19 protein-coding genes and 4 pseudogenes are annotated in these 24,984 nt (G+C 45.5%); 19 read left to right on the top strand and 4 right to left on the bottom strand.

Going from position 1 to position 24,984, the window contains the following annotated elements; translation table 11 throughout:
* Positions 1 to 128: 128 nt before the first annotated feature.
* The 3 genes and pseudogenes from B0W44_RS16590 to istB form a co-directional block, all read left to right on the top strand.
* A pseudogene (locus B0W44_RS16590) lies at positions 129 to 813 on the top strand (reverse transcriptase domain-containing protein); the annotation flags it as partial.
* 253 nt (positions 814 to 1,066) lie between these two features.
* Positions 1,067 to 1,945 carry an IS21 family transposase gene (istA, locus tag B0W44_RS16585; protein ID WP_237087421.1) on the top strand — a complete coding sequence of 293 codons (879 nt, stop codon included), beginning with the start codon at positions 1,067 to 1,069 and terminating at the stop codon, positions 1,943 to 1,945.
* A pseudogene (gene istB / locus B0W44_RS16580) lies at positions 1,942 to 2,709 on the top strand (IS21-like element helper ATPase IstB). Before istA ends, istB begins: the two are co-directional and overlap by 4 nt.
* Positions 2,710 to 2,832: 123 nt before the next feature.
* On the opposite strand, the gene B0W44_RS16575 reads toward istB, so the two are convergent.
* Positions 2,833 to 4,059, bottom strand: coding sequence for an IS256 family transposase (locus B0W44_RS16575; protein WP_077718568.1), 1,227 nt, complete (start codon positions 4,057 to 4,059; stop codon positions 2,833 to 2,835).
* A gap of 227 nt (positions 4,060 to 4,286) precedes the next feature.
* Between B0W44_RS16575 and B0W44_RS16570 the strand changes: the two are divergent.
* Positions 4,287 to 4,562: pseudogene (locus tag B0W44_RS16570) on the top strand (group II intron maturase-specific domain-containing protein); the annotation flags it as partial.
* A 60-nt stretch (positions 4,563 to 4,622) separates the two neighbouring features.
* Here B0W44_RS16570 and B0W44_RS16565 read toward each other — a convergent pair.
* Together B0W44_RS16565 and B0W44_RS16560 are read right to left on the bottom strand one after the other, a co-directional pair.
* The gene (locus B0W44_RS16565) at positions 4,623 to 5,672 is read right to left on the bottom strand and encodes a hypothetical protein (protein ID WP_077720994.1); all 1,050 of its coding nucleotides are present in this window, start codon (positions 5,670 to 5,672) and stop codon (positions 4,623 to 4,625) included.
* 70 nt (positions 5,673 to 5,742) lie between these two features.
* Positions 5,743 to 6,702, bottom strand: a complete 960-nt coding sequence (locus B0W44_RS16560) for an LCP family glycopolymer transferase (protein ID WP_169835643.1) — start codon at positions 6,700 to 6,702, stop codon at positions 5,743 to 5,745.
* A 133-nt stretch (positions 6,703 to 6,835) separates the two neighbouring features.
* Here B0W44_RS16560 and B0W44_RS16555 point away from each other — a divergent pair, with 133 nt between their 5' ends.
* The 13 genes from B0W44_RS16555 (at position 6,836) to B0W44_RS16495 (ending at position 20,847) form a co-directional block, all read left to right on the top strand.
* Positions 6,836 to 7,705 carry a polysaccharide pyruvyl transferase family protein gene (locus tag B0W44_RS16555; RefSeq protein WP_077720992.1) on the top strand — a complete coding sequence of 290 codons (870 nt, stop codon included), beginning with the start codon at positions 6,836 to 6,838 and terminating at the stop codon, positions 7,703 to 7,705.
* Positions 7,706 to 8,106: 401 nt separating this feature from the next.
* Complete coding sequence (locus B0W44_RS16550) at positions 8,107 to 9,159, top strand: glycosyltransferase family 2 protein (RefSeq protein ID WP_077720991.1); 1,053 nt, start codon at positions 8,107 to 8,109, stop codon at positions 9,157 to 9,159.
* The gene (locus B0W44_RS16545) at positions 9,119 to 9,628 is read left to right on the top strand and encodes a CDP-alcohol phosphatidyltransferase family protein (RefSeq protein WP_077720990.1); all 510 of its coding nucleotides are present in this window, start codon (positions 9,119 to 9,121) and stop codon (positions 9,626 to 9,628) included. The genes B0W44_RS16550 and B0W44_RS16545 overlap by 41 nt, the downstream gene beginning before the upstream one ends.
* Before the next feature lie 38 nt (positions 9,629 to 9,666).
* Positions 9,667 to 9,867: a hypothetical protein gene (locus B0W44_RS16540; RefSeq protein ID WP_077720989.1), complete on the top strand. Its 201-nt coding sequence runs from the start codon at positions 9,667 to 9,669 to the stop codon at positions 9,865 to 9,867.
* A 58-nt stretch (positions 9,868 to 9,925) separates the two neighbouring features.
* Entirely contained in the window at positions 9,926 to 10,642 is a 717-nt protein-coding gene (locus B0W44_RS16535) for a phosphocholine cytidylyltransferase family protein (RefSeq protein ID WP_077720988.1), read from the top strand.
* A 30-nt stretch (positions 10,643 to 10,672) separates the two neighbouring features.
* On the top strand, positions 10,673 to 11,752 hold the full coding sequence (locus B0W44_RS16530) for an iron-containing alcohol dehydrogenase family protein (protein WP_077720987.1): 1,080 nt from the start codon (positions 10,673 to 10,675) through the stop codon (positions 11,750 to 11,752).
* A gap of 28 nt (positions 11,753 to 11,780) precedes the next feature.
* Positions 11,781 to 12,554 (top strand): ABC transporter permease, encoded by a 774-nt coding sequence (locus tag B0W44_RS16525; protein ID WP_077720986.1) that lies wholly within the window; start codon positions 11,781 to 11,783, stop codon positions 12,552 to 12,554.
* A gap of 18 nt (positions 12,555 to 12,572) precedes the next feature.
* On the top strand, positions 12,573 to 13,307 hold the full coding sequence (locus B0W44_RS16520; protein ID WP_077720985.1) for an ABC transporter ATP-binding protein: 735 nt from the start codon (positions 12,573 to 12,575) through the stop codon (positions 13,305 to 13,307).
* A gap of 6 nt (positions 13,308 to 13,313) precedes the next feature.
* On the top strand, positions 13,314 to 14,294 hold the full coding sequence (locus B0W44_RS16515) for a CDP-alcohol phosphatidyltransferase family protein (protein WP_077720984.1): 981 nt from the start codon (positions 13,314 to 13,316) through the stop codon (positions 14,292 to 14,294).
* 88 nt (positions 14,295 to 14,382) lie between these two features.
* Positions 14,383 to 15,504 carry a glycosyltransferase gene (locus B0W44_RS16510; protein ID WP_077720983.1) on the top strand — a complete coding sequence of 374 codons (1,122 nt, stop codon included), beginning with the start codon at positions 14,383 to 14,385 and terminating at the stop codon, positions 15,502 to 15,504.
* A 27-nt stretch (positions 15,505 to 15,531) separates the two neighbouring features.
* On the top strand, positions 15,532 to 18,801 hold the full coding sequence (locus tag B0W44_RS16505) for an N-acetylglucosaminidase (RefSeq protein ID WP_169835642.1): 3,270 nt from the start codon (positions 15,532 to 15,534) through the stop codon (positions 18,799 to 18,801).
* 150 nt (positions 18,802 to 18,951) lie between these two features.
* On the top strand, positions 18,952 to 20,076 hold the full coding sequence (locus B0W44_RS16500) for a glycosyltransferase (protein ID WP_077720981.1): 1,125 nt from the start codon (positions 18,952 to 18,954) through the stop codon (positions 20,074 to 20,076).
* A 42-nt stretch (positions 20,077 to 20,118) separates the two neighbouring features.
* Positions 20,119 to 20,847, top strand: a complete 729-nt coding sequence (locus B0W44_RS16495; RefSeq protein ID WP_077720980.1) for a glycosyltransferase family 2 protein — start codon at positions 20,119 to 20,121, stop codon at positions 20,845 to 20,847.
* A gap of 220 nt (positions 20,848 to 21,067) precedes the next feature.
* On the opposite strand, the gene B0W44_RS16490 is transcribed toward B0W44_RS16495, so the two are convergent.
* Complete coding sequence (locus tag B0W44_RS16490; RefSeq protein ID WP_077718401.1) at positions 21,068 to 22,390, bottom strand: IS1380 family transposase; 1,323 nt, start codon at positions 22,388 to 22,390, stop codon at positions 21,068 to 21,070.
* 267 nt (positions 22,391 to 22,657) lie between these two features.
* On the opposite strand from B0W44_RS16490, the pseudogene B0W44_RS16485 reads away from it, so the two are divergent.
* A pseudogene (locus B0W44_RS16485) lies at positions 22,658 to 23,433 on the top strand (ABC transporter permease).
* A 13-nt stretch (positions 23,434 to 23,446) separates the two neighbouring features.
* Positions 23,447 to 24,970: an ABC transporter ATP-binding protein gene (locus B0W44_RS16480; RefSeq protein ID WP_077720979.1), complete on the top strand. Its 1,524-nt coding sequence runs from the start codon at positions 23,447 to 23,449 to the stop codon at positions 24,968 to 24,970.
* Positions 24,971 to 24,984 lie beyond the last annotated feature (14 nt).

Genomic DNA, 24,984 nt, shown 5'->3' with positions numbered 1-24,984 from the left:
ACGCGAAGTAACATCGTAACCGCAGTCGAGAGGCTGCGCTGAATCCGCAGGAGTCAGCAGAGGCCATAGTACGCAAGTACGGGGCGCCGGAAAGCGGAAGGGCCGAACCGAAAGGAGAGAGGAAACCGATGCGTTCGAGAGAAGAGCGCAGACAGCAGAATATCCCGCAAGGGAGCTGCCAACAGAGAGCAGCGGTGAAGCCGCGAGGGTATGTTGGAGCGCCGAGCTCTTCTCCGGCACAAGTCGCCCCTTCCTCTCGCGAAGACCATAACGACTTGCTGGACAGGATGCTTGAGAGAGAAAATCTCTTGCTCGCATAACAAGCGAGTGGTCCGAAACGGAGGAGCGCCCGGAGTGGACGGAGTAACGGTAGCTGAACTGCAGGCTTACCTGAACACACACTGGGCACAGGTGAAAGCAGAGCTCCTAGCGGGAACCTACAAACCCGCGCCAGTCAAACGGGTGGAAATCCCCAAACCTGGAGGCGGCGTGAGGCTTCTAGGGATCCCGACCGCGATGGACCGGCTCCTCCAGCAAGCCCTGCTGCAAGTGATGCATCCGATCTTCGATGCTCACTTCTCATGGGACAGCTACGGCTTCCGACCAGGGAAGCGAGCCCATGATGCGGTCCTTCAAGCCCAGCGCTATATCCAGAGTGGATACAGATGGGTTGTGGACTTGGACTTAGAGAAGTGCTTTGACCGAGTAAACCACGACATGCTCATGGGGAGGGTAGCAAGAAGGGAGAAGGACAAGCGAGACCTGAAACTCATCCGGGTGTACCTCAACGCCGGAGTCATGGTCAACGGAGTATGTAAATAACGGTGGTAAAATCCCCAATAGTAACAGTTGAAAATTCCCCACCAAAAACGGACAATCTCTCCGGGAGGAGAGAAACGTCCATGATCAAGAATGGGGAGTTTTTTATGATCAAAGACATGAAGCAAAAGGGGATGAACATTACCCAAATCGCTAATGAACTGGGGCGCGATCGCAAAACAATTCGGCGGTCATCCGGGAAAAGGCCACCGTTCGCTTTGAAACACCGCCCGGCGAACAAGCCCAAGTGGATTGGGGGCGTGTCAGCGTCGACTGGAACGGCCGAAAAAAACGGTTGTACATCTTTACCATGGTCCTGTGCTACTCGCGGATGCTATACGTCGAATTTACGGAAGACGAGAAACTGGAAACCCTCATGGGCTGTCATCTACGCGCGATGCAGTATTTTAACGGGATCACACGAACGGTTCTGTACGACAACATGAAAACGGTGGTGACCGGTCAGGATGAGAACGGGGGAGTCATTTGGAACGAGCGGTTTGCGGCCTTTGCCGCACATCACGGCTTCATCCTCAAACGCTGTCAACCTTACCGGGCTCGAACGAAAGGGAAAGTGGAGAACGGCGTAAAATACGTCAAACATAACTTCTGGCCGCGCGTACGGGAATTCGAAAACCTTCACGACCTGAATCTACAGATTCGGCGATGGATGGATACCGTGGCAAACGTGCGGGTGCACGGCACGACCCATGAAGTCCCGCTGGAACGTTGGCGCAAAGAGGGACTGAAACGTTTTAACTTCGTGCCGTTTGAAACCGTCGAACGCCATCGCCGCAAAGTGAGCGCCGACAGTTTAGTCTCGTACCAGGCGAATCGTTATTCCGTTCCGTTTGAATGGGTCGGGCAAACCGTGTCTCTTCAAGATGACAAAAACGGCTGGATCCGGATTTACGCAGGTGGGACACTCATCGCGGAGCACATGAAAGCGAGCGGCCGCCATCAAGTCGTCTTCCATCTTGAACATATAAAAGGGCTCCGGCAACATCCCACAAGGCGGCCTGCCGAATACCAACCGCGCCTTGTGTCGTCACCGGTGCCGGAAGTGAGCGAACGATCCCTTGAAGATTACGATCAGTTCGCGGAAGAGGCGGCGATCCTGTCATGAATGAGGATCGCTTGCAAGCGGCGTTCAAACAACTGGGTTGGGTGAGAATTCCGGAAATCCTCCACCAACACGCTGAAGAAGCCGCCAAACACAATATAGCGTATACCGAGTTCCTTGACAATCTCATACAGGAAGAATGAATGGCGAAACAGGATCGACTCATCCAAACAAGGAAACGCCTTGCCCGCCTCCCGTTTCATAAAACCCTTGAGGACTTTGAGTTTTCCTTTCAGCCCTCGATTGACGAAAAAAGGGTGCGGGAACTCGCTATCTTACGGTTTATGGGCCATCAAGAGAACCTCGTGTTTCTCGGCCCGCCGGGTGTTGGAAAGACCCACCTAGCGGTAGCGATCGGTCTTGAAGCAATTAAAGCGCGTCATACCGTCTACTTCACCACAGCTCATGACATGATCCAGGTGTTGGAAGAGGCGCACCATCGCAACCAAATCCACAAGAAGTTACAGGTATATACCAAGCCGGATCTATTGATCATCGACGAAATGGGTTACCGTCGGATGGATGAAACAGCGGCCCACTTCTTTTTTCAAATCATATCCGAACGCTACGAGAAAGGAGCGATTATTTTAACGTCGAACAAATCGTACGGCAGTTGGGGGGAGATTTTCGGGGACAGTGTACTGGCAACCGCGATATTAGACCGTTTGCTGCACCATTCGCACACCATCAACATCAAGGGGGAGAGTTACCGGATTCGGGAAAAGAAGAAAGCAGGATTTTTTAAAACGCCGCGAGATTCGAAATAAATTTTCTAACCATCCCTTTTCCCCTCGGGGGAAAGGAAAGCACAACAGCACTCCAACACTTATCTACCTGAAAGGATCAAGTCCAAAATTGTGTGTAAAAAGCTCCTCGGTTAGATAAGCTGCCTACATGATGCGTGTCACCTTACTATGTGTTTTTGCTGAATGGCTTTTGCGCCAGGTGAAGTAATCTTCCATATCGAGGTATTTCCGACCACTGGCCCACTTCTCATCCTGTTCCATGAGTAAGGCCCCCAACAGACGAATCACCGATTGGCGGTTGGGAAAAATGCGAATCACACGTTCCCGTCTGCGGATTTCTTCGTTCAACCGCTCGACGCTGTTGGTGGTACGCAGTCGCTTACGGTACTTCTCAGGGAAAGCCAAAACGGCGGTGGCATCATCAAACCCGTTTTCCAAAATACGCATGGCTTTAGGCGCTTTCTCTTCAAAGACTTTCAGCGTTTCGTTCAAAAGCATTCTGGCTGTTTCGATATCCGCTGCATCCAGGATGCCACGGACATGGCGATGAACTTCGTCTCTCAGCGCTTTTGGTGTGGCATCCAGAATATTACGCATCAAATGGGTTTGACAGCGTTGCCAGGTGACCCCTTGGAAATGGTGACGAATGGCACGGACTAAACCGCCATGGTCATCAGAGGTGATCAAATCGACACCACCAAGACCACGTTGTTTTAACCAACTGAAAAATTCGCTCCAGCTGGCTTCCGATTCCGTGTCACCGGTCATGATCCCCAAGACTTCCCGGTAACCGTCTGTGTTGACACCGATTCCTATCATCACTCCTCTGGACCGTACCCGGCCATCCTCACGGACTTTGAGGTACAAGGCATCCACCAGCACAAACGGGAACCGGCGGTCTGAAAGCGGACGATAATTCCAAGCCTCCACAATAGGATCAAGCCTTTTGCACAGGTCTGAAACGGTGGACTTGGAAAAATGAGTGCCGCAAAGCTCTTCGGTAATCTGAGTCACTTTACGTGTGGAAACCCCATTCACGACCATTTCCATCAAAGCCAACACCAAAGCTTGCTCGCTCCGTTGGTAACGGGCAAACAGTTCAGTGGAGAACTGACCGTTTCGAATCCGTGGAACACGTAACGTAATGGTCCCCACCCGAGTGGTTAATTGATGAGGATAGGATCCATTGCGATAGCCTTGACGGGAATCCGTGCGTTCATAGCGTTCAGCTGCCAGCTGTTCGGTCACCTGCGCTTGGAGAATTTGGTTTAATACCGATTCCAGTAATTTCGCTACACCAGCGTCTTTTGAATGTCCTAAAAAAAGTTGCTGCAAAAGTTCTTGATCTACGGTAATCTGGTATTGAGCCATTTCAAAATTCTCCTCTCCAGAATGGTATTTCCGACAACTCCATTCTAACCGAGGATTTTGAAATTGGCTCCTTTATTTTTAAGGAATCCATTTTACACAATTATAAGGACTTAACTCCTGAAAGGGGTGATGCTGAAAACAACAAAGGGATATGGACATGCATTCAATGATGAAACTGGGGAATTTTAAAACGTTATTTTTGGGGAATTTTCAATTGGTGTTGACAGAAGACGCACTGTGAAAGATTCGACCAATGGATTCGGCGCAGACTGAGGATGTGCCTATGGAAACAATGGAAACGGGTCAGAACCCGTCTTCGTGAACTTAGGGCCCTTGGCGTACCAGAATGGGCCTGCTTCATGATGGCCAATTCCCGCCGAGGACCATGGGAAATGTCCCGGAACACAAACAATGCCCTTCCGACTTCCTACTGGGAAGCGAAAGGGCTGAAGAGTATGCTTTTTCGTTATATGGAACTTCGTCAACCTTTTGGAACCGCCTAGTGCGGACCCGCATGCTAGGTGGTGTGAGAGGACGGGGGCTAGCCGCCCCCTCCTACTCGATTACTCTTCTTCCTCCAGTACAATCAAACCTGCGACGAACACTTGGCTGTCTGAGGCGTTTTCGCTGTGTTCACTCGTATAGTTGATGGAAAGAGTTTGGACCCCGTTACCGGGGAGGGGGACCCACTCGACTCGTTGCGACAGTGCCTCGCTGTAACAGTTGATTTCTCCGACTGTTTCGCCGTTTACGTCAATGGCGCCGATGCCGCCGTTCGCATCGGTTAAGTAAACGACACCGACTTCATCGCCTTCCACTTCGAAGTCAACTTGATGATCCGGTTCGAACAGGGCGTAGTACTCGTCGAACACGAAGGGATGGTCTTCGGATGAGATGGTACGCAATTCGACGTTTCCGTGAAACCAATCGGTTGAGTCGACGCGTTTCACCTCTTGTGCCGCTGCACCGCCAAACACCGGTTCGTCCGGCAAACGGGCGAGGGAGATGTCCGGCAGAACGTGTCCTAATTCGTCAACCGTCGTCCAGGACACGCCGTATGTCCGGGTGAACGCATCGATGTCTTGCTTTATGCCGTCGTTTCGTTCGGAGAGTATCGTGATCGCCAGTTGCGGTTGTTCGATTAACAGCTGCCGCACTACACGTTCCAGCGTGGTCAATGTTTCAGCCTGCCAGTCGTCCTGTTGCAGCAGGACCCAACTGTTTTCCGATAAAGGGCCGGTTTCGGCAGTTTGCAGCCACATCTCGATGAAGTCAGGTTCCCGATCCCTTTCGTGATGGATGTTCACTCTGGCTTCTTCCGGCCAGCTGTCTCCCAAGATGGACATCACGCGGTCAGCCGTCTGTTCAGTTCCGTGCAAAAAGACGTCCACTTCTTCCTGTCCAGCCAACGCCTCCCAATACGAGAGGACGGCCTTATCCCCGACAGCCTTTTCCGGCGCCGTTTGCGATACCTCACGTTCGGCAAATGAAGCGTTAAGCGAGGCCTGAATCGAAGACTCCTGTCCCCAAAACTTTTGGACAGCAAAATAACTGATCAAGATCAAGGCGGCGATGACGCTCCAGGTGACGACCCGTTTTTCATCCCTCTGCAAAAGTTAACTTCCCCTTTCTTTCCCGCCCTAAAAAATCACCCGTCAAGGGGTGGCTCCTTGTTGCCAAAGACTACGTTTGCGTGTATTCGCTTTGGAGATCGAGGTGCTCTTTCAACCGTTGGCTGACGCGTTCCCTTTCCGCATCGTCGACGATGTAATAATAAATGCCGTCTATCATTTGACCTTGTCCCTCGATTTGAAAACTTTCAATTTGATTGGTGTCCAGATTGCGGTAAATTTCCTGCAACGACATGTAGTCGGACGGAGCGACGCTCGTCTTCAAATGGTTCCCTACCGTTTCGATCACATTGTCGACTTTGTTGAAGTTTTTCACGGAAAGGCTCTGCTTTAAAATCGCTTTGATCACTTGTTGCTGCCGTTCGTTGCGACCAAAGTCGCCGCGAGGATCAAGCTTTCGCATTTGCACGTACTTCATCGCCGTTTCGCCGTCCATAAACATAGGACCTTCTTCAAACAGAATGCCGCCGAATTCAAAGGTAAACGGAACATTCACTGCCACACCGCCGAGGGCGTCGATCGCTTCCCGAAACCCTTGCATATTGATTTCGGCGTAATAGTCGATGGGGATGTCGAGGAAGTTCTCGACTGTGTGAATCGCCATCTCCACGCCACCGTAAGCGTAGGCGTGGTTAATTTTGTCCTTGATCCCCTTGCCGACGATGTCCACATACGTGTCGCGGGGGATGTTGAACAAGATCATGCTTTGCTTTGCAGGGTTCAGCGTCGCAACCATCATCGTGTCCGATCGGCCGGGGTCATTCGCCCGTTTGTCCACTCCGAGGAGGAGAAAGGAGACGGGGTCTTGTTCTTGAATCGAAACGGTTTCTTCGCGCTTTTCTGACTTAGGCCTCTCCGGGATCGGTTTGTACGTCGATTTTACCGAATGGTAGATATCGTAAGCGTACAGACCGCCGTAAATGAAGATACATATAAAGACCGCCGTGAGCGTGAGCCACACCCAGCGACGTTTTGTCTTCTTTTTAGAAGACCTGGATAATGAATCACCCATTTCATAGATTCCCCAATCTGTATTTGTCAGCTTCTGTAAATGATTGTAAACGCCTTTTTTCTGGAACGCAAGCCTTTCGAATCTCGTTAACCTTTGTACGACCATGATAGTCATTTAGAGGTGACGGACAAGGATGAAGCGTGTGTTCATAGTCGGCGCGATCGGCTTTGGGAAAATGAGCGATGAGTGTATGATGCACCAAGTGATGGTCAACGTGCGTCAAGACCATCCTGGCGCACATGTCGGGGTTTTAAGTGATCAACCGGGTCAAACCGCCAAACTGGGAGTGGAGGCTGTTCCCCGTCACGACGTGAAAGCGATGTGGGAAGCTGTAGAGGACAGTGACACGGTCGTCTGGCTGTGGTCCGAACACGTGACGGACTGGCGGACTTTCGGCCTAGAGCTCTTACTCATTCGTTTGGCGAAATGGCGGAATAAGCACTTAGTCGTCTACCGTCCTGCAGCAAGCCCACAGCCCGCCGGCTGGCTGGCCGGTCCCGCGAGACGTGTGTGCTCAAAGAGTGATGAGACCTATGTGTACGGCTTGACCGATGACGTTCATCCCCATCCACTTGTCGCCGTGCGTCCCTCGCGCAGAGACGGATTGCGCCTCCTTCAGGAGGAAGGGATTTATACGTCACAACGACCCGTTGCCTGGTGTATCGATCATAAAACCGTGTCACAGCGGACGAGAGATGTGGCGTCATTGGCCGACGAACTGGTGGAGGAAGGGACCCATTTGGTGTTTTTGCCGGTCGATCACTTTGCCGACATGGAGGCAGCGAATCACGTGCTGGACCACATGCGACGCGCTGTTCCCGTCGTGCGAAAAATGTATCCACCTCAGCAGTGGATCGATATTTTGGCGGACATGCACGCCGTGGTGACGACATACGATGCTGTACAGGCGCTGTGCAGCGGATTGCACGTCCCGTGCGTCAGGTTGAACGAAGAGATGACGGTAAACGATATCGATCGGCTAAGACAGGGAGTAAATGAATAGATTCCTTCTTTGCCGGGAGCAGCGGCGCAAAAGTGTGACGTGGCGTGGGGAAGGGTTGTCTTAAGGCACCCGCTCCCGTCAGTCAATGCGCCACATGGCCACATGTGCTACGCTTGCACGAGTTTCGAGACAGGTCTTTTGAACTAAATGAGAAGAAAGGAAGGTGAGTCTCTTTAGGGAAGGTTTTTGTGCTGCCCATTAGAACGAAAGAAGTGTTTACGTTTCGTACAGAAGCTGTATCCTTTAAAAGGTCCCCTTTTTCCGGCGTTTCCGTTTTTTGTATAAACGAATGGGGACAGAACGTGATATAATCAATAAGTACGGCAACGTGTGGTTGTCCCACATCGTTAAATGTCATGAAGGATCCAAAAGGCCATTAAACTGTGAGTGAGTGATGCGCGATGAGTGCCGATTTAGTGTTCTCGTTACTGTTAGTGGTGCGTAACGAGATGGGTTATATACGGCGGGTGTTGGAAAGCATCTTGCATCAAGACTTTCCCCAACAGCAGTATGAAATAATCGTCGTCGATGGGTACTCGACGGACAGGACGCCCGCCATTGTCCAAACGTATCAAACGCGCTATCCAGGACGGATTCAATACATCAAAAATCCGCAACAGACGTTGCCGTCGGGATGGAACATTGGGATAAGGCACGCCAAGGGAGATTATGTCATCCGCGTGGACGGGCACAGTGACATTCCCTTCGATTTCCTCTCAAAGACGTATGAGGTCATTCAGCGCGTGCCAGAAGCCGACTGTGTCGGCGGAGTCATTCAAACCGAGGGTGAGGGATTCTGGGGTGAAGTGAATGCGTACGTGTACTCTCACCCGTTCGGTGTGGGCAACTCCAAATTCCGCATTACGAAGAACCGGTGGGAGGGGTATGTGGACACTGTCCCTTACGGCGCATACCGACGGGAACTCTTTCAAGAAATCGGCCTTTTTGACGAAAGTCTGAAGCGGAATGAAGATCTCGAGATGCACGCGCGCATCCGCAACAACGGCGGGCGGTTCTTTCTCTCGACAGAGATTCGCTCCACTTACTTCGTCCGCAACACACTTGGCGCCCTCTTAAAAAAATCATTCGGCGACGGCAAGTGGACGATGGTCGCATCGAGGCGGGGAACAGGGGTTTTGCGCTGGCGGCACAAAATGCCGCTTTTGGCTTTCCTCACCGGCTGCTTGCTTCTGGCTGGATCGTTTTTCAGTCGGGTGAGTGTCGCCATCTTGCTGGCCCTAGTTTTAGCCTACGCTTGCCTCCTCACCGTCTCGTCGGCAGGGCTGGCCATGAAAAAAGGGGCGCGTTATTTTGTTCCGTGTATGCTCGCGTTCTTCCTGCTCCACTTCAGCCGTGGCATCGGTTCGGCTGTCAGTTTGGTGAGCAAGGATTACTGGAGGAAAAAAAGGGTTTATGAAACAGAGTACAAACGCGTACCCGACATTACCTCTTGATTCCGAACGCATCCTTAAGGCCCGCCAACGTTGCCAAAAACCGCGTGAACAGGAAGAAATCTGGTCGTGGTTTGTGTTGCGGCGGGTGACGGTTTATGTGACGCTGTTATTGAACCGCACGCCTTTCACCCCGAACGGCGTCAGCTGGCTCGGCATCGGTTTCTTCCTCCTCACCGGATGGCTCGTAGCCGTCGGTGAAACGTGGTCGCACCTTTTGGCCGTTGTGACTTATAACACCGGGTATGCGTGTGATTGCATTGACGGCGAATTGGCGCGCCTGAGAAACAAAACTAGCCGCCGCGGCGTCTTCCTGGACACCCTCATCCGAGCGTGCAGTATTCCGATTGTCGCTTCTATCGGCCTTGCTCTCGTCCGTTGGCATGAAGTGTCATTCGGTGAGCCCTCGCTCGTTTACGGGATCGTGGTCATGTCGACCATGGCGCTGCTCGTCCCCTCGCTTATCACTTGACGTACAGTGAGGGGGAGGGACGGGACCCCGTTGGCGACATGCGGGTACAATCGCGACGGGCGGAATGGCTTGCTTTCTTTCTCGGCTTGCCCGGCTTTTTTGCCGTGCTGCCGATCGCCGTGGCAGGCGAAGTGTTGTTACACGCTCCGGTTATGGCTGTATTTTTTGCCGTGTTTTTAAGTTTATTCAGTCTCAAAACGTTGCTTCGCTTATATATTACCTATCGTTGTATTAAGTAAATGTTACACGCAGATTAAAAGCAGATTAAAAAATGATAAAAAGTAAGGGGGTTTTATCGTGAAAGTTGTCATCTTAGCGGCCGGCGTCGGCAGCCGATTAAGGGAAGAGACGGCCGACAAGCCGAAAGCGATGATTGAAATCAAACAGAAGCCGCTCATCCAATACCAAGTGGAGAGCGTGCTGAATGCCGGTTTTGAGTTGAAAGACATCGTCGTGCTCACCGGATACAAGTCTGAACGGATTAAAGCGCACTTCCGCGGCACAGACGTTCAGTTTATCGACAACCCGCATTACGATACGATGAACAACATTTACTCTTTTTGGCTTACGAGGCAACTCGGAGACGACATCTTGCTGATCAATTCCGACGATTTTTACGACGAGCGTTTGATCCCGCGCCTCATGGACAGTGAGGCAGAGACTGCTATTCTCGTCGACCGGGAGAAGGAGCTGACCGAAGAGGCGATGCGCGTGAAACTCGAAGGCAACCGTGTGAAATTCGTAAACAAGAAAATCGACCCTGCAGCTGCCGACGGGGAGTATATCGGCATTTCTAAACTGTCTGTCCGCGATTTGGACATCCTGTACCAAAAGGCAGACGAACTGATCCGCTCCGGCGAGACGAACGCCTGGTACGAAAACGCGTACGAAGCTTGCGCCAACGACATCGAGATGATGGCCGTCGATACGGCAGGTTATCCTTGGGTCGAGATTGACGACCCGGACGATCTGGAGGCAGCTAGGCAGTTGGCCTCATCCATCGTCGTTTCGTAAGAAAAACAGCTGAAAAAGGGGGGACTGACGTTGAGTCAGACGGCAGACATCCCGGAACAGCTTATCATTGAACGCAATGCGTTGAAAAAGTGGAAACGGACAGATGTCTACAATTGGGTAACAGAACAAACGGTTGTCATCATTAGTGGTGCAGGGAAGACGTGCCGCGTCGCCGATCGCCTCGCCCACGACATCCAACCGGATACCGGACGCGTACACGTCCTGAAGTGCCGAGACAACACACTCGACACGATCAACGCTCTAGAGCGCCAAGTGTTGGAGTCGTCCGCGAACATCGTCATCGGCGTCGGCGGAGGGAAAGCGCTGGATGTGGCGAAAGTCGTCGGCACCCGCTCCAACGTCCCGGTCGTCCTCGTGCCCACTTCTGTCTCCAATGACGCCATTTGTTCCCCCGTAGCCGTCATCCGCATGAACAAGAAGGCGAGCCTCGGGGTGAAAATGCCGCAAGCGGTCATCATTGATTTGGAGGTGATCGCTTCCAGTCCAGAGCGGTTGACGATCGCCGGCATCGGCGATTTACTGTCAAACAAGACGGCCATTTTCGACTGGGACTTGGCATGCCGGGCTCAACAGGATACAATGAATACGTTCGCCCGCCTCATGGCGAATCACGCGGTTGAAGCGTTTATGAATACAGTAGGCAACCGTTCGTTTGACAAAACGACGTTAGTAAAAGTACTGGCCGAATCGCTCGTGATGAGCGGCATCGCCATGTCCGTCGCAGGATCGAGCCGGCCGTGCAGCGGATCAGAGCATTTGATCAGTCACGCGCTGGACTACTACTGCGGGGGGAAAGCACTCCACGGCGAACAAGTGGCCCTTGGCATTCTCGTCGCGGAATATTTGCAGGACGAACACCGGTCCAGTGGCAATGTCCGCCAGTACTACGAACAGCTGGGGCTTCCCACACATTTCGGTGACCTTGGGTATACCCGGGAAGAGATGGCCCTCGCCATTCGCATGGCACCCGCTATGCGCGATCGGTACACAGTTTTAAACGAGTTTTCGTTTAACGATCGCCAAATCGATCAGTTGTTGGACGACGTGTTTCCGTCAAGGACCGGAAAGCGGGTGATCTCATTCGCCTAGGGTTCCCGCGGGAAGGAGAAAGTCATGCATGTTATCGACGATCCGGAACTACAGAGAGCTGATATACTTTCTCGTGCACAAAGAACTGCGGGTGAAGTACCGCAACTCGTTTTTCGGTTTTTTCTGGACGCTGTTGGAACCGCTCGGGATGATGGCTATTTACACAGTGGTGTTTTCCATTATTATCCGCTTTAAGGTTGATAATTACCCGTTATTTATCTTGTCTGGGTTGATACCGTGGATGTTTTTGTCCAATTCTATACAAAAGGGGGCAAAATCTCTTACGGTTAATGCTTCATTAATAAAAAAGATTTATTTCCCAAGGCAGATATTCCCTTTATCAACGGTGCTGACGAATTTTATACACTTTCTTCCAGCGCTCGCGCTTGTCTTGATTTTAGCCCTCATAACAGAAGGCGGAGAAATTCCGTTTCTGCGATTGCTTGCACTGCCTTTAATCATTCTGTTGCAGGCATTACTCGTTTTGAGTATTACCATCGTGTTGTCCGTAATGAACGTGTACTACAAAGATGTGGAAATAATTTTGACCGTTGTGCTCAGGGGCTGGATGTACTTGTCGCCAATTATTTATCCACTGTCGTTTGTGCCAGAACAATTCATTGATTGGTATTTGTTAAACCCGATGGCTGTGATTTTGTCACTCTACCGCTGGGTTTTTTTCTCTGACATAACCGTTCCTGGAGACTTTATTATTTACGTCGTGACACTTTGTGTTGTGGCGCTAACAATCTCTTGGAAATTGTTCGACCGGATGAGCCGTCGCGTCGGGGAAATTATTTAAGCCCATGGAGGGTTAAACGTGAACGCGATCGAAGTAAAACATTTGAGCAAACAGTTTAGAAAGTACTACGATAAAACGTTAAAAGGTTACTTTATTTCTCTGGCAAAAAGGGAAAGACTGTATGAGACGTTTTACGCTTTGAACGACGTATCCTTTGCAGTCAAAAAGGCTGAAGCTTTTGCGATTATCGGCGACAACGGTGCGGGCAAGAGCACCTTATTTAAAATACTCAGCGGCATTATAGAAAAAGACAAGGGAGTTGTACAAATTAACGGCAAGATTGCTCCGTTGATCGAACTGAGTGCCGGCCTTAGCCGCGATTTGAGCGGGAGAGAGAACATCCGCCTTAATTGTGCCATCTTTGGTTTAAATCGAGAACAGATCGAAAAGGTTTATCCGAAGATCGTCGAATTCGCAGAGCTGGAAGAGTTTATAGATACACCGGTGAAGTTTTACTCTTCGGGGATGAAAGCTCGTCTCGGTTTTTCGATTGCCGTTCACATCGATGCAGAAATAATTCTTATTGACGAAGTGTTGGCTGTTGGTGATAAAGACTTTAAAAAGAAATGTTATGCCAAATTGGAGGAATTAAAGAAAGAGGGAAAGACGATCGTTATCATTTCCCACAGTCTCAAACCGTTACAAAAAATATGTGATCGCGGTTTGATACTGAAAAAAGGAAAGGTCACAGCGATCGGAGACATTCACGAGATGATTAATTTGTATGAAACTGGAAAACAGCGAGGAGCGTGACCCTTTTTGACAGATGGGAAATATACCCTGTCAGACGTTCATAGTACGTACAAAGCGAAAGACGCCTGGTGGACCGTCTTATTCGTCGACCCTATTGCGTCGCGGTTAGTCGTACCAGTCGCCAACTACACGAACATTACGCCAAACCAAATCTCCATCGTGTCTTTTATAGTCGGTATGATCGCCGCTTACAGTTTTTACGTGGGTAGTACTGACGCTCTCTTAACCGGGGCCATCCTGTACCACATCAGCTTCATTCTCGACTGTATGGACGGGAAAATCGCCCGGTTGAAGGGGAACGGCTCCATGTTCGGCGTTTTGCTCGACATTATGCTCGATCACATTCGCGTCATCGTGTGCGGCGTGGCGCTGACAGTCGGACAGTTTCAGCTGACAGGGGATCATACATTTTTGTTCTTAGCTTTGCTCTTTATGTTTGTCTACTTTTTTCGCCACTACAACGCGTTGACCTTGTACAAACTTCGCCGTCAAATGCGGGGAAAGATCAAGAAGGCGAGAGCGAACCGCAATAAAGAGGAGAAAGCCCTCGTTCGCGCTCATTGGCTCCATACAGAGCATTGGATAGATGACAGCCACCCGGCGTCTGCTCTAAAGGAAGATGTGGAGCGGGCAGAACGCGTTCTGTCGGAAGCTGAGGAAAAGGTTCGAAGGTATACAGAGGGGCGTGTGAAGGAAGATGCAGAAGAGAAGAGGAAGATCGACCTGCAGCAGGCATTCAAATCGAAATTTCCGCGGTACTTGAAAATCCGAGAGATGCTGTTAAGGAATCGCATCCGCATGCACTTGTTCAGCGGTATTGAGTTTCAGATGTTTATCTTCATCATTGCGCCCATCGTCGGGTTTATCCCTGAGATTATTCTGTTCAGCTCCGCTCTGCTGTTTATGTTCGAACTGGCGATTATATACAAGCTCTGGTTGAGCACGAAGGACTTTGAGAAAGAGTTGGCCAAAATTCAAAACAGGTAAAATTTCTCCCTATATCATTAGGTACTTATGGTATGGGGATTCGTATTGTTTATTGTAAAATGTTGACACAGGGGATGTTTGGAAACAAATGAAAAAGGTGAAAGTTTTATTCTTCATTTACCAGATGGGTGGAGGAGGTGCTGCGCGGACGTTATTAAATATTATGAACAATTTAGACAGGTCAAAATTCAAACCTGTGCTTGTAACTCTTAACTTTAACGGCGCTTACGAATCCGAATTAAAACCAGATGTAACGTTTATTAAACTGAACTCTAAACGGCTGAGAGGAGCTGTATTCCCCCTAGCCAAAATCATACGGGATGAAAAGGCCGATATCGTCTTTAGTACTATCCCCAACGTCAATACGATCGCCATCATTTCCCGGTTGTTGTCGTTAACAGGTGCGAAAAACATAATCAGAGAAGCCGACAATTTGGGAGGGACGTTTCGGACGAATTTGAAACTGAGATGTTTTGGCATCATTTATAGATTATCCCATCAAATTATCTCGTTGTCAGAAGGTGTTAAAGAAAATTTGATCACGAGATACGGCATCCCTTCCGAAAATGTTAAAGTGATCTATAATCCTGTTGACCTTCAAGATATAGAAGATAAAGTAAAACATGGGGAAATAGCGCCCGAACACCGTAAACTTTTTAATACAGAGGACAAAGTGATTATAACAGCGGGGCGACTGGTCGAACAGAAAGATCACCGTACATTACTGAATGCCTTTGCTAAGGTAAGCAGGCACATCAACAGCCGATTGATCGTTTTAGGCGAAGGCCCTTTAAAGGAAGAATTGTTGCAGCAAGCGGACGATTTAAACATCGGAGACCGCGTGCATTTTGTCGGGTTTCAGAAAAATCCGTATGTATACTTTAAACAAGCAGATTTATTTGTGTTGTCATCGAAGCACGAAGGTTTTAGTCATGTCATTACAGAAGCGCTTGCAACGGGAACGCCTGTTGTATCAACAGATTGTCCATCCGGCCCTAGTGAGGTTTTAAACAACGGTGAGTATGGACGTTTGTGCGAAGTCGGCAACGCCGAGGAAATGGCTGAGCAGATGCTGGAAGTGTTGACACTAAAAAAAGAAAAACGAGCTTCCGAAATTGTAGATAAAGGATATAAACGGGCTTTAGATTTTGAGGCAAAAAAGATCGTTCAACAATATGAGGATATATTTATCGACACATTAAAACAATGAATGAAAGAGGTGTGGAGAATAGTGAGAGTGTCCTTGAAGTTATTAGTCACCACTTTATTGGTTATCAGTATGATTACACACCCTCATCTTGTGAACGCAGATGAAAAAGGTATACATAAAAAGGATATTGAAAATCTTGATAATAATAAGGAACTTTTAATGGAAGGTGATACGGATAGTAAAGAAAATTCAAAATCCCCATCAAGTGAAGAGCTAGAAGATAAATTCAATCATAAATACTACAGGAAAGAAGAATTTGAAGATGAAAAGAATAATGAAAATGAACTCGTTGAGCAAAAAAACTCCGATGATTTAGATCAAGATATTAGTAAATCCTTAGAAGTTAAAATTGAAGAACAAGAAATTAAACCTTTTCGCTCAACAAGTAATGAGCCTAAAACAGCAAATGAATGGCTTGAGTATGCTGCGTCTCAACCTGACTCATCAAGTAGGCTCAAAGCTTATATTGAAGGACATAAATTATATCCGAATGATAGTCGATTTATAGAGGGAATAAATAAAAGTGCGCGATCATTGTTGAATTGGGCAAGTGAGAAACATCAGGAAGGGGACTATGAAACGGCGATCGATCGGTACAACCTAATACTTTCAGCACCTGCACTAGATTCAAAAATAAAACGAGAGACTGAAATCAAACTAAAATATGCGGAAGAAGGAAAAGACATACCTACAGCAAACAGTCTTTATAATAGAGCCCAAAATAAGCCATATTCTTCTGACCGTCTATCTATTTTTATAGAGGGTTATGTTTTATATCCGAATGATAGTCGATTTATAGAGGGAATAAATAAAAGTGCGCGATCATTGTTGAATTGGGCAAGTGAGAAACATCAGGAAGGGGACTATGAAACGGCGATCGATCGGTATAACCTAATACTTTCAGCACCTGCACTAGATTCAAAAATAAAACAAGAGGCTGAGTACAATCTTAACTATGCTAAGCAAGGGAAAAGGACTGTTGAATTATACTATAAGTATGCTATAAGTCAGCAACATTCCTCAGATCGTCTAACGTTATTTATTGAAGGACATAGCATATATGGGGGAGCAAAGTTAATAAAAGAAGGAATAAATAAAAGTGCACGATCATTGTTGGATTGGGCAAGTGAGAAACATAAGGAAGGGGACTATGAAACGGCGATCGATCGGTACAACCTAATACTTTCAGCACCTGCACTAGATTCAAAAATAAAACAAGAGACGGAGAGCAAGCATAAAAGTGCTTTACATAGTTTAGCGCACAACCAACCGTATTCCTCAGATCGCCTTTCTAAATTTATCGAGGGATATAAATTATACCCAAATGATAGTCGATTTATAGAGGGAATAAATAAAAGTGCGCGATCATTGTTGAATTGGGCAAGTGAGAAACATCAGGAAGGGGACTATGAAACGGCGATCGATCGGTACAACCTAATACTTTCAGCACCTGCACTAGATTCAAAAATAAAACAAGAGACGGAGAGCAAGCATAAAAGTGCTTTACATAGTTTAGCGCACAACCAACCGTATTCCTCAGATCGCCTTTCTAAATTTATCGAGGGATATAAATTATACCCAAATGATAGTCGATTTATAGAGGGAATAAATAAAAGTGCGCGATCATTGTTGAATTGGGCAAGTGAGAAACATCAGGAAGGGGACTATGAAACGGCGATCGATCGGTACAACCTAATACTTTCAGCACCTGCACTAGATTCAAAAATAAAACGAGAGACTGAAATCAAACTAAAATATGCGGAAGAAGGAAAAGACATACCTACAGCAAACAGTCTTTATAATAGAGCCCAAAATAAGCCATATTCTTCTGACCGTCTATCTATTTTTATAGAGGGTTATGTTTTATATCCGAATGATAGTCGATTTATAGAGGGAATAAATAAAAGTGCGCGATCATTGTTGAATTGGGCAAGTGAGAAACATCAGGAAGGGGACTATGAAACGGCGATCGATCGGTATAACCTAATACTTTCAGCACCTGCACTAGATTCAAAAATAAAACAAGAGACGGAAATTAAACTTAAATATGCTGAACGTAGAGAAAAAATTCCATCAGCAGAAAAAATATATGAAGAAGCCAATAATCATCCTCATTCTTCGGAAAGGTTAAGATTATTTGTAGAAGGATATATTTTGTATCCAGAGGACAAAAGATTTTTAAAGGGAATTGAAGAAAGTGCCCAAAGTTTGTTAAATTGGGCTATGGAACAACACAGACAAAGAAAATTTGAAACCGCAATAGAGAGGTATAACCGTATTTTAAATGCACCTGGCGTACCGGAAAGCATAAGGAACCAAGCTCTAAAAAATCTAGAATTAGCCAAGAAAGGTGAAATTCCATTTAGTAGAACTATCATCACCTATACAGATTATAATATATCCTTTGAAGAGGCACTGCGAATACAAATGACAAGATCGCCGAAAACGACCACGCCTAGGGGATATGTTCATAAAGATTATATAAAGAACGGTAGAGTCAATATAAGTTCAGGACATTTAAATGTTCGAAGTTCAGCGAGTATGACGGGAAATATTATAGGAAAGTTAGAAAAGGGGCAAAAAGTCACAATTTTAGGCCAAAAAGGCGACTGGCTAGATGTTTCTTATTCAGCACCAGGGCTTTTTCATGATGCTAGCGAAGCGGCCGTTGCAGAATATTTAGACCCAAATAATAACGATATTTTCCAGCACTTAGTTTTAACTGAAAGTGTGGGAGTTTCGGCTAAACAGCTAAATAAAGTATTAGCTGGGAGAGGAATATTAAGTGGCATGGGACAAGCATTTATTGACGGAGGAAGAAAATATTCTGTTAATGAAGTGTACTTAATATCACATGCTATATTGGAAACAGGAAACGGGACATCGCAACTAGCAAAAGGTGTTGAAGTTGGAAAGAACCGTGATGGTCATTTAGTATTAGTCACCTCAAGTAATAGAAGCAGTCTAACAAATATTAGAACGACATACAATATGTTTGGAGTTGGTGCACATGATGGTAACGCCGTTAAAGCAGGTGCGACATACGCTTATGAACAAGGCTGGTTCACTCCAGAAGATGCGATTATAGGCGGTTCAAAGTTCATAGCTCAAAGGTACATTCATAATAGCTACAAACAAAACACTTTATACAAAATGAGATGGAATCCTGCCAATCCAGGATACCCACAATATGCAACAGATATTGGTTGGGCTGTGAAACAAGTACCGAACATTAAAAATTTGTACGAACAATTGACTGACCCTGTTATGCACTTTGATATACCAAGATATAAGTAAGTTAGTGGTAGTCTGAGTTTAAACTCAGACTACCACTTTTAAGAATCCTGTTTTAATGAACTCCCTTGACCAGCGGGAGTCCATTTAATGATGGGTAAAATAGATTTATAGGGATCCATTTAAAGGTGATTGATAAGGAGTAATAGAGATTTGGATAAATTAAAAAAAAATGTGGTTCATATAACAACGGTACATCATCCATATGATACAAGAATTTATTACAAAGAGTGCATATCTCTCTACAAAGCAGGTTACAATGTAACACTAATTGCTCCTGAGATACGAGGATTCAAAAAGGACAAAGTAAATATCATCCCCATAAAAAAGTATCGAAATCGATTGCTCAGAATGTTTCTTACAACAGTACAAGCATATAAAAAAGCTCGTGATATAAAAGCTGACTATTACCACATACATGATCCAGAGCTTTTGCCAGTAGCTAGGATTTTAAAAAAAGATGACAATGTTGTTATATATGATATACACGAAGATTACGAGACGAGTATCTTGCAAAAAAAATACATTATTAAGCCTATCCGAAAAATTGTGGCATTGTCTTACCGTGTCGTTGAGAGGATTTTGACCCGAAAATTAGAACTATGTTTAGCTGAGAAATATTATAAAAGGAAATACCCAAAAGGAATATGTATATTAAACTACCCTATTCTAAATGACAAAATTACTTCTCTTCAGATAGAACAAAAACAAAGCAAAAATTTAATTTATACCGGAAATGTTACAATTGATCGTGGAGCTTTGTTACATGCGAGCCTTCCTTTAATTGATACTAACGTTTCCGTTCACTTTGTAGGGAAATGTGATTCTCGTTTAGCTAATCAAATGTATGACATAGCAGGAAGCAGAAAGAATCAACTCTTCATTAAAGGGATTGATCGCTTTGTTCCGAGAGAAGAAATTGATAATCAATATATTAGTCATGATTGGTTAGCCGGATTAGCTCTTTTTCCACCAACAGATCATTATAGACAAAAAGAACTTACTAAGTTTTTTGAGTATATGATGGCAGGTATACCCATTTTGTGTTCAGATTTCCCAGTTTGGAAACGTTTTGTAGAAAAATATGCCTGTGGCATCGCAGTTAATCCTTTGAATGAATTGGAAATAAAGTGTGCCTTGAAATATCTTAAGGAAAATCCAAAGATTGCAAGGAAAATGGGAGAAAACGGAAGAAAGGCTGTTCAAGAAAAGTTGAATTGGCAGTTAGAAGAAAAAAAGTTAATTAAATGGTACAGTGATATATGGAGGAGGACTTAAACGTAGTAAACAACGTATGGAATTGTTGGTGGTGTAGATTTAATGAGACATACAACTCAACAAAAACATCCTCTAGTATCTGTCATTACTCCCACATATAATTCGGCAAGATTTATACATAATACTATTGAATCTGTTCAGAGACAAACCTATGTGAATTGGGAAATGATTATAGTAGATGATTGTTCACAAGATCACACCATTGAAATTGTTAAACAGTATGTAAGTCGAGATTCCAGAATTCGCCTAATTAGGTTTAAAGAGAATCGCGGACCCGCCGTAGCTCGCAACGTCGCTATTGAGCACGCTAAAGGTCGCTATTTGGCATTTTTGGATGGTGATGATCAGTGGATGCCGGAAAAACTGGAGAAACAATTGCGTTTTATGCAAGATCGTCAGATCGCGTTTTCATTTACGAAATATATGAAAATAACAGAAGATGGAAAAGAAACAAACTCAATTATAAACATTCCCGAAAAAGTTAATTATAAACAACTTTTAAAACACAATGTGATCGGATGCTTGACCGTTATGCTGGATGTTGAAATGATTGGTGAGGTCAAAATGATTGATATACGCTCCCGACAAGATTTCGCATTGTGGCTGACCTTATGTAAAAAGGGCTTCACCGCTTATGGGTTACAAGAGGTGTTGTCTAAATACAGGGTGGTCAAAGGCTCGGTATCAAGCAACAAAATAAAGATGGCTAAACAAACGTGGAAAGTTTACCGCGAAATTGAGCGATTAGGCCTCTTGAAAAGTATATCCTGAATTATTCATAACCGCGTCTCAAATGTTTTAAAAACCAGTTTCAAGCCTGATTTTTGTAAGTTTTTGGTTTCCCTAGATGTTTTCTCATAATATATTACCTAATCTACTGGAAAAACAGCAGGAAGTCATACGCTAGCTTTCAAAATCGGCTGTAAAAGGGCACACTGATCCTGTGGTTAATGTGAATGCTATGAGATTGACTTTTCTAATATCATCTCATTCAACCAAACCGTGGGAGGTGATGGATGGTTCGTAAAGTCTGCCAATAAGCCTTTTGATACAGACAACTGCTGCACAGTTTAAATGTCAGATATCTGCCTGAACGAACCAGCTTTCCCGCGATCTTAAGCAACTTCAAACGGATGTTGTCGATACGATTTTTGTTCATCGTTCTGGGTAGACACAGTCGACGAAACCAGTTGTTGAAGTTATAGGCGAGCACCATGAGTTGCAGCTTTGTGGCGTTGCTGTAAAACGATGGACTGCTCATCTGATCGAAAGCAAAGCCGTTCTTGGCTTCTTTGATAAAGTTTTCCATCGTGCCACGGTTCGCATAAAGCTTGACGATGTTTTTGGGTGAGAGCCCCATGTTGGTCACGATGAAGGTGTAGGTGAAGAAAAGCTCACCTTCCGGTTTCTCCATCTTGACCACCACACGACGCGGCTTATCCCAAGCACGTGCCTGGTAGTCAAATGATGTGTAAAACACCTTGGCTTCTGTCGTGTTCAGATCAAACTGTTTCCAGAGTTCATCTTCAAATGGCTGTGCTTTTTGTTTCAACACGTTGTTTGCTTTTAAGCGGATCACATAGTGGACATCATGTGTTTCCGCCAATTGATAGAGAGCCGGGATGGCAAAACCGCTGTCCCCGCGTATGCATAGCGTTGCCCATGGACTTTGCTTCCGATATCGCTTGATTTCAGGGCCGACAAAGCGGACGACTTGCCGGGATGTGTACACATGACCAGCGCGCAGTTCTGCTTTGAGACAATCTCCAGTCAGTCCATCAAACATCATCAGGGGATGGTAACCCTGGGCTTGATAATGCGTGTTAAAGGCGGATCCATGCTGTTCACCATAGGTGGCCAAGTTGGTCGAGTCCAGATCCATCATGATGTTTTCCTTGGGTTGGATGATATCGACTCGTTTTTGCATCAGTGAATTGACCGATTGCAACTGCTTCATCGTTTCCTTATCCAATTTCTGATTTAGCCGGGAAATGGTCGGTTGAGAAGCCAGGACTTCTTTACCCAAAATGGTGGTCAACACAGGTTCATGACGTAATTCATCGGCATGATCATCCGCATGATACCCGGCAATGTGCTGATAGATCTTTTGGATGATGACGTCATCGTTAAAATGGATGTGATGACGGTTTGGATCATTCACATTGAGGTGATCCGTGATCGCTTGACTGAGCCCGATTTTTTCATCAAATTCTTTATACAGTAACCAACCGGCATCTGAGGTCAGGTTTCCACCTTCAAAATTGACTTTCACACTTTTGTTGAAATGCATGGTCTGCTCGTTTACACTATGCATAAGGGAGCCTCCTTGGTTTGTATTGGTTTTGGTCACTTTTACAATACCAAAGGTTGGGCTCCATTTCTATTTTTCACCCATTGGGTGAAAAGGTGGAATGCTTTTAATGGCCTGGTATGACGCGCTTTTTGATATTTTAAGTTCAGCTATATGAATAATTCAGGTATATGGTACTTTGTGAATTATTTGTATTTCTCCATAAAGAAGTATAGCATGGTATAATCGGTATTGTGTGTATGAATCTTTAAGGCGGTGTAGTGGATTATTATGCGAAAATATTTATATGAAATTCGGAAAAGAAAAGATCTTTTACTCTATCTGGTAAAATATGGATTAAAAGCAGATCATCGCAACAGCTATTTAGGCTATTTTTGGTGGTTGCTAGATCCTTTACTCAATGTTGTCGTTTATTACTTTCTCATTGTCATAGTGTTGGGGCGGGGTGGAGAAAATTATCCGGTATATCTCGTTATTGGCTTGGTATCATGGCGTTGGACCAGTACGACAGTAAATAGTTCAGCAAAGGCGATCCTAAAATATTCTTCGATTATTAACCAAGTGTATTTGCCTAAGGCGATATTTCCAATGACAATATCATTTACCCAATTGATTAACTTTGCATTTGGCCTCATAATTGTCGGCATTTTTTTAGTTGTCTTTGGAGTTATACCCGGATGGCAGATTGTATATTTGCCATTTATCATTATAATACAATTAATTTTTTTATTGGCTATTAGTCTATTTGTTGCCTATATCTGCGTTTTTGTAAGGGATATTGACAATGTTTTGGGCCATATTGTCCGCATTATTTTCTATGCCTCCCCATCATTTGGGAGGGGCGTCGGCTGCCTGCTGAGTACAGTTGGGTTACTGATATTAACCCGGTTGCGATTATTGTCGGGGCATATCGCGACATACTTATGTACCAATCAGCTCCAGACTTTACTGGGTTGCTTATTATTGGTATTAGCTCACTTGTTGTAATGGCTGGCTTATTGTTTTATTATAGCCAAAATGAACACAAAATAATAAAAGCACTCTAAATGAGGGTATCTTATGTTATTGGAAAAAAAGCCACATAAACTGACGAATCAAATTGTCATAAAAGCCGAAAATATTGGCGTTTCCTTTAAAACTGGGTTTCAGAAAGACGATTATAAGTCACGTGTATTTGATTTTCTAAGCAGGAAGAAAAAACTTAATCGACATCAGCTGTTTTGGCCGTTGAGAAATATTAACCTTACAGGTTATCAAGGAGAGATTTTGGGGATCATAGGGTCAAACGGCTCAGGAAAAACCACTCTCTGCAAGTTAATTGCGGGGATACTCCACCCCGATGAAGGTAATCTCTATGTTGATGGCAGTGTATCTGCACTCTTTTCCTTAGGAATGGGTTTTAACAAGGAGTTAACAGGCCGAGAAAACGTATATGTAAACGGAATGATGTTAGGGATAGAAAAGAGTAAAATAAATAAGTTCATTCAACAAATTCATGATTTTTCCGGTATAGGAGCTTTTTTTGACCGCCCTGTCAAAACATATTCAAGCGGCATGAAGTCACGGCTCGGGTTTAGTGTTGCCTCGTTTTTAGAACCGGAGATTCTCATACTTGATGAAGCTTTAAATACAGGAGATGCTGAATTTAGCCAGAAGGCTGCGGCCAAGATGCGGGAACTTGTAAGTAGGGCAAAAATGGTTATTTTGGTGACTCACAGTCTACGCTACGCCCAGTCCAACTGTGATCGTTTAATATGGTTGGACAAGGGGGTCATTAGGGCCGAAGGGAATCCAGAAGAAATTGTCGAGATGTACCGTTCTACTGTGCCGGAAAAACCAAAATCAGGAAAAAGTTTTTCCATACAGAAAACTGAATCAGACATTAAAAATAGACGTGTAATGGTAGCGAAGAATATCAGTGTTTCTTATCAGATCGGTAAAGAAACGCACTGGGCACTTGATAATGTGAGCTTTGAAATCAATGAAGGGGAAATTGTCGGGATTATCGGAAAAAATGGTGCGGGTAAAAGTACACTGTGCAAAGTTTTGACTAAAATTATTACTCCAGACAAAGGTTCGTTAAAACTTAAAGGAGAAACTACGGCGTTACTCGGTTATGGAACGGGATTTAATGCTCAGCTAACAGGGAGAGATAACATTTATTTAAACGGTATGCTCCTTGGAATACCTAAGAAGAGAGTGGAATGCGAATATCAAAAAATCGTCAGTTTTTCTGAATTAGAGAGGTTTATCAATAAGCCGGTAAAGGAATACTCCAGTGGTATGAGATCGAGACTTGGATTCAGTATAGCAGCTACATTACAGCCCGATATTTTTATCATTGACGAAGCTTTATCAACCGGGGACATGGCATTCCAACAAAAGGCCAGTGAAAAAATGCAGGAAATGATAGGACAGGCTAAGGCGGTTATCATCGTTTCGCACAGTATGAGATTTGTTGAAAAGGTTTGTACGCGAGTTATTTGGATCGATCAAGGTAAGATACGTTTCGACGGAGAACCTAAGGAAGCAGTGACACAATACAAAAAGTTAACAAATATTGAGAAGAAAAAACGAAATTAATTTAATTGAAGACT

The organism is Novibacillus thermophilus (assembly GCF_002005165.1).
In the GTDB taxonomy this organism is placed as follows: Bacteria; Bacillota; Bacilli; order Thermoactinomycetales; family Novibacillaceae; genus Novibacillus; species Novibacillus thermophilus.
The sequence above is the reverse complement of the archived record's forward strand: the minus strand, read 5'-3'. Positions and strand labels throughout refer to the sequence as shown.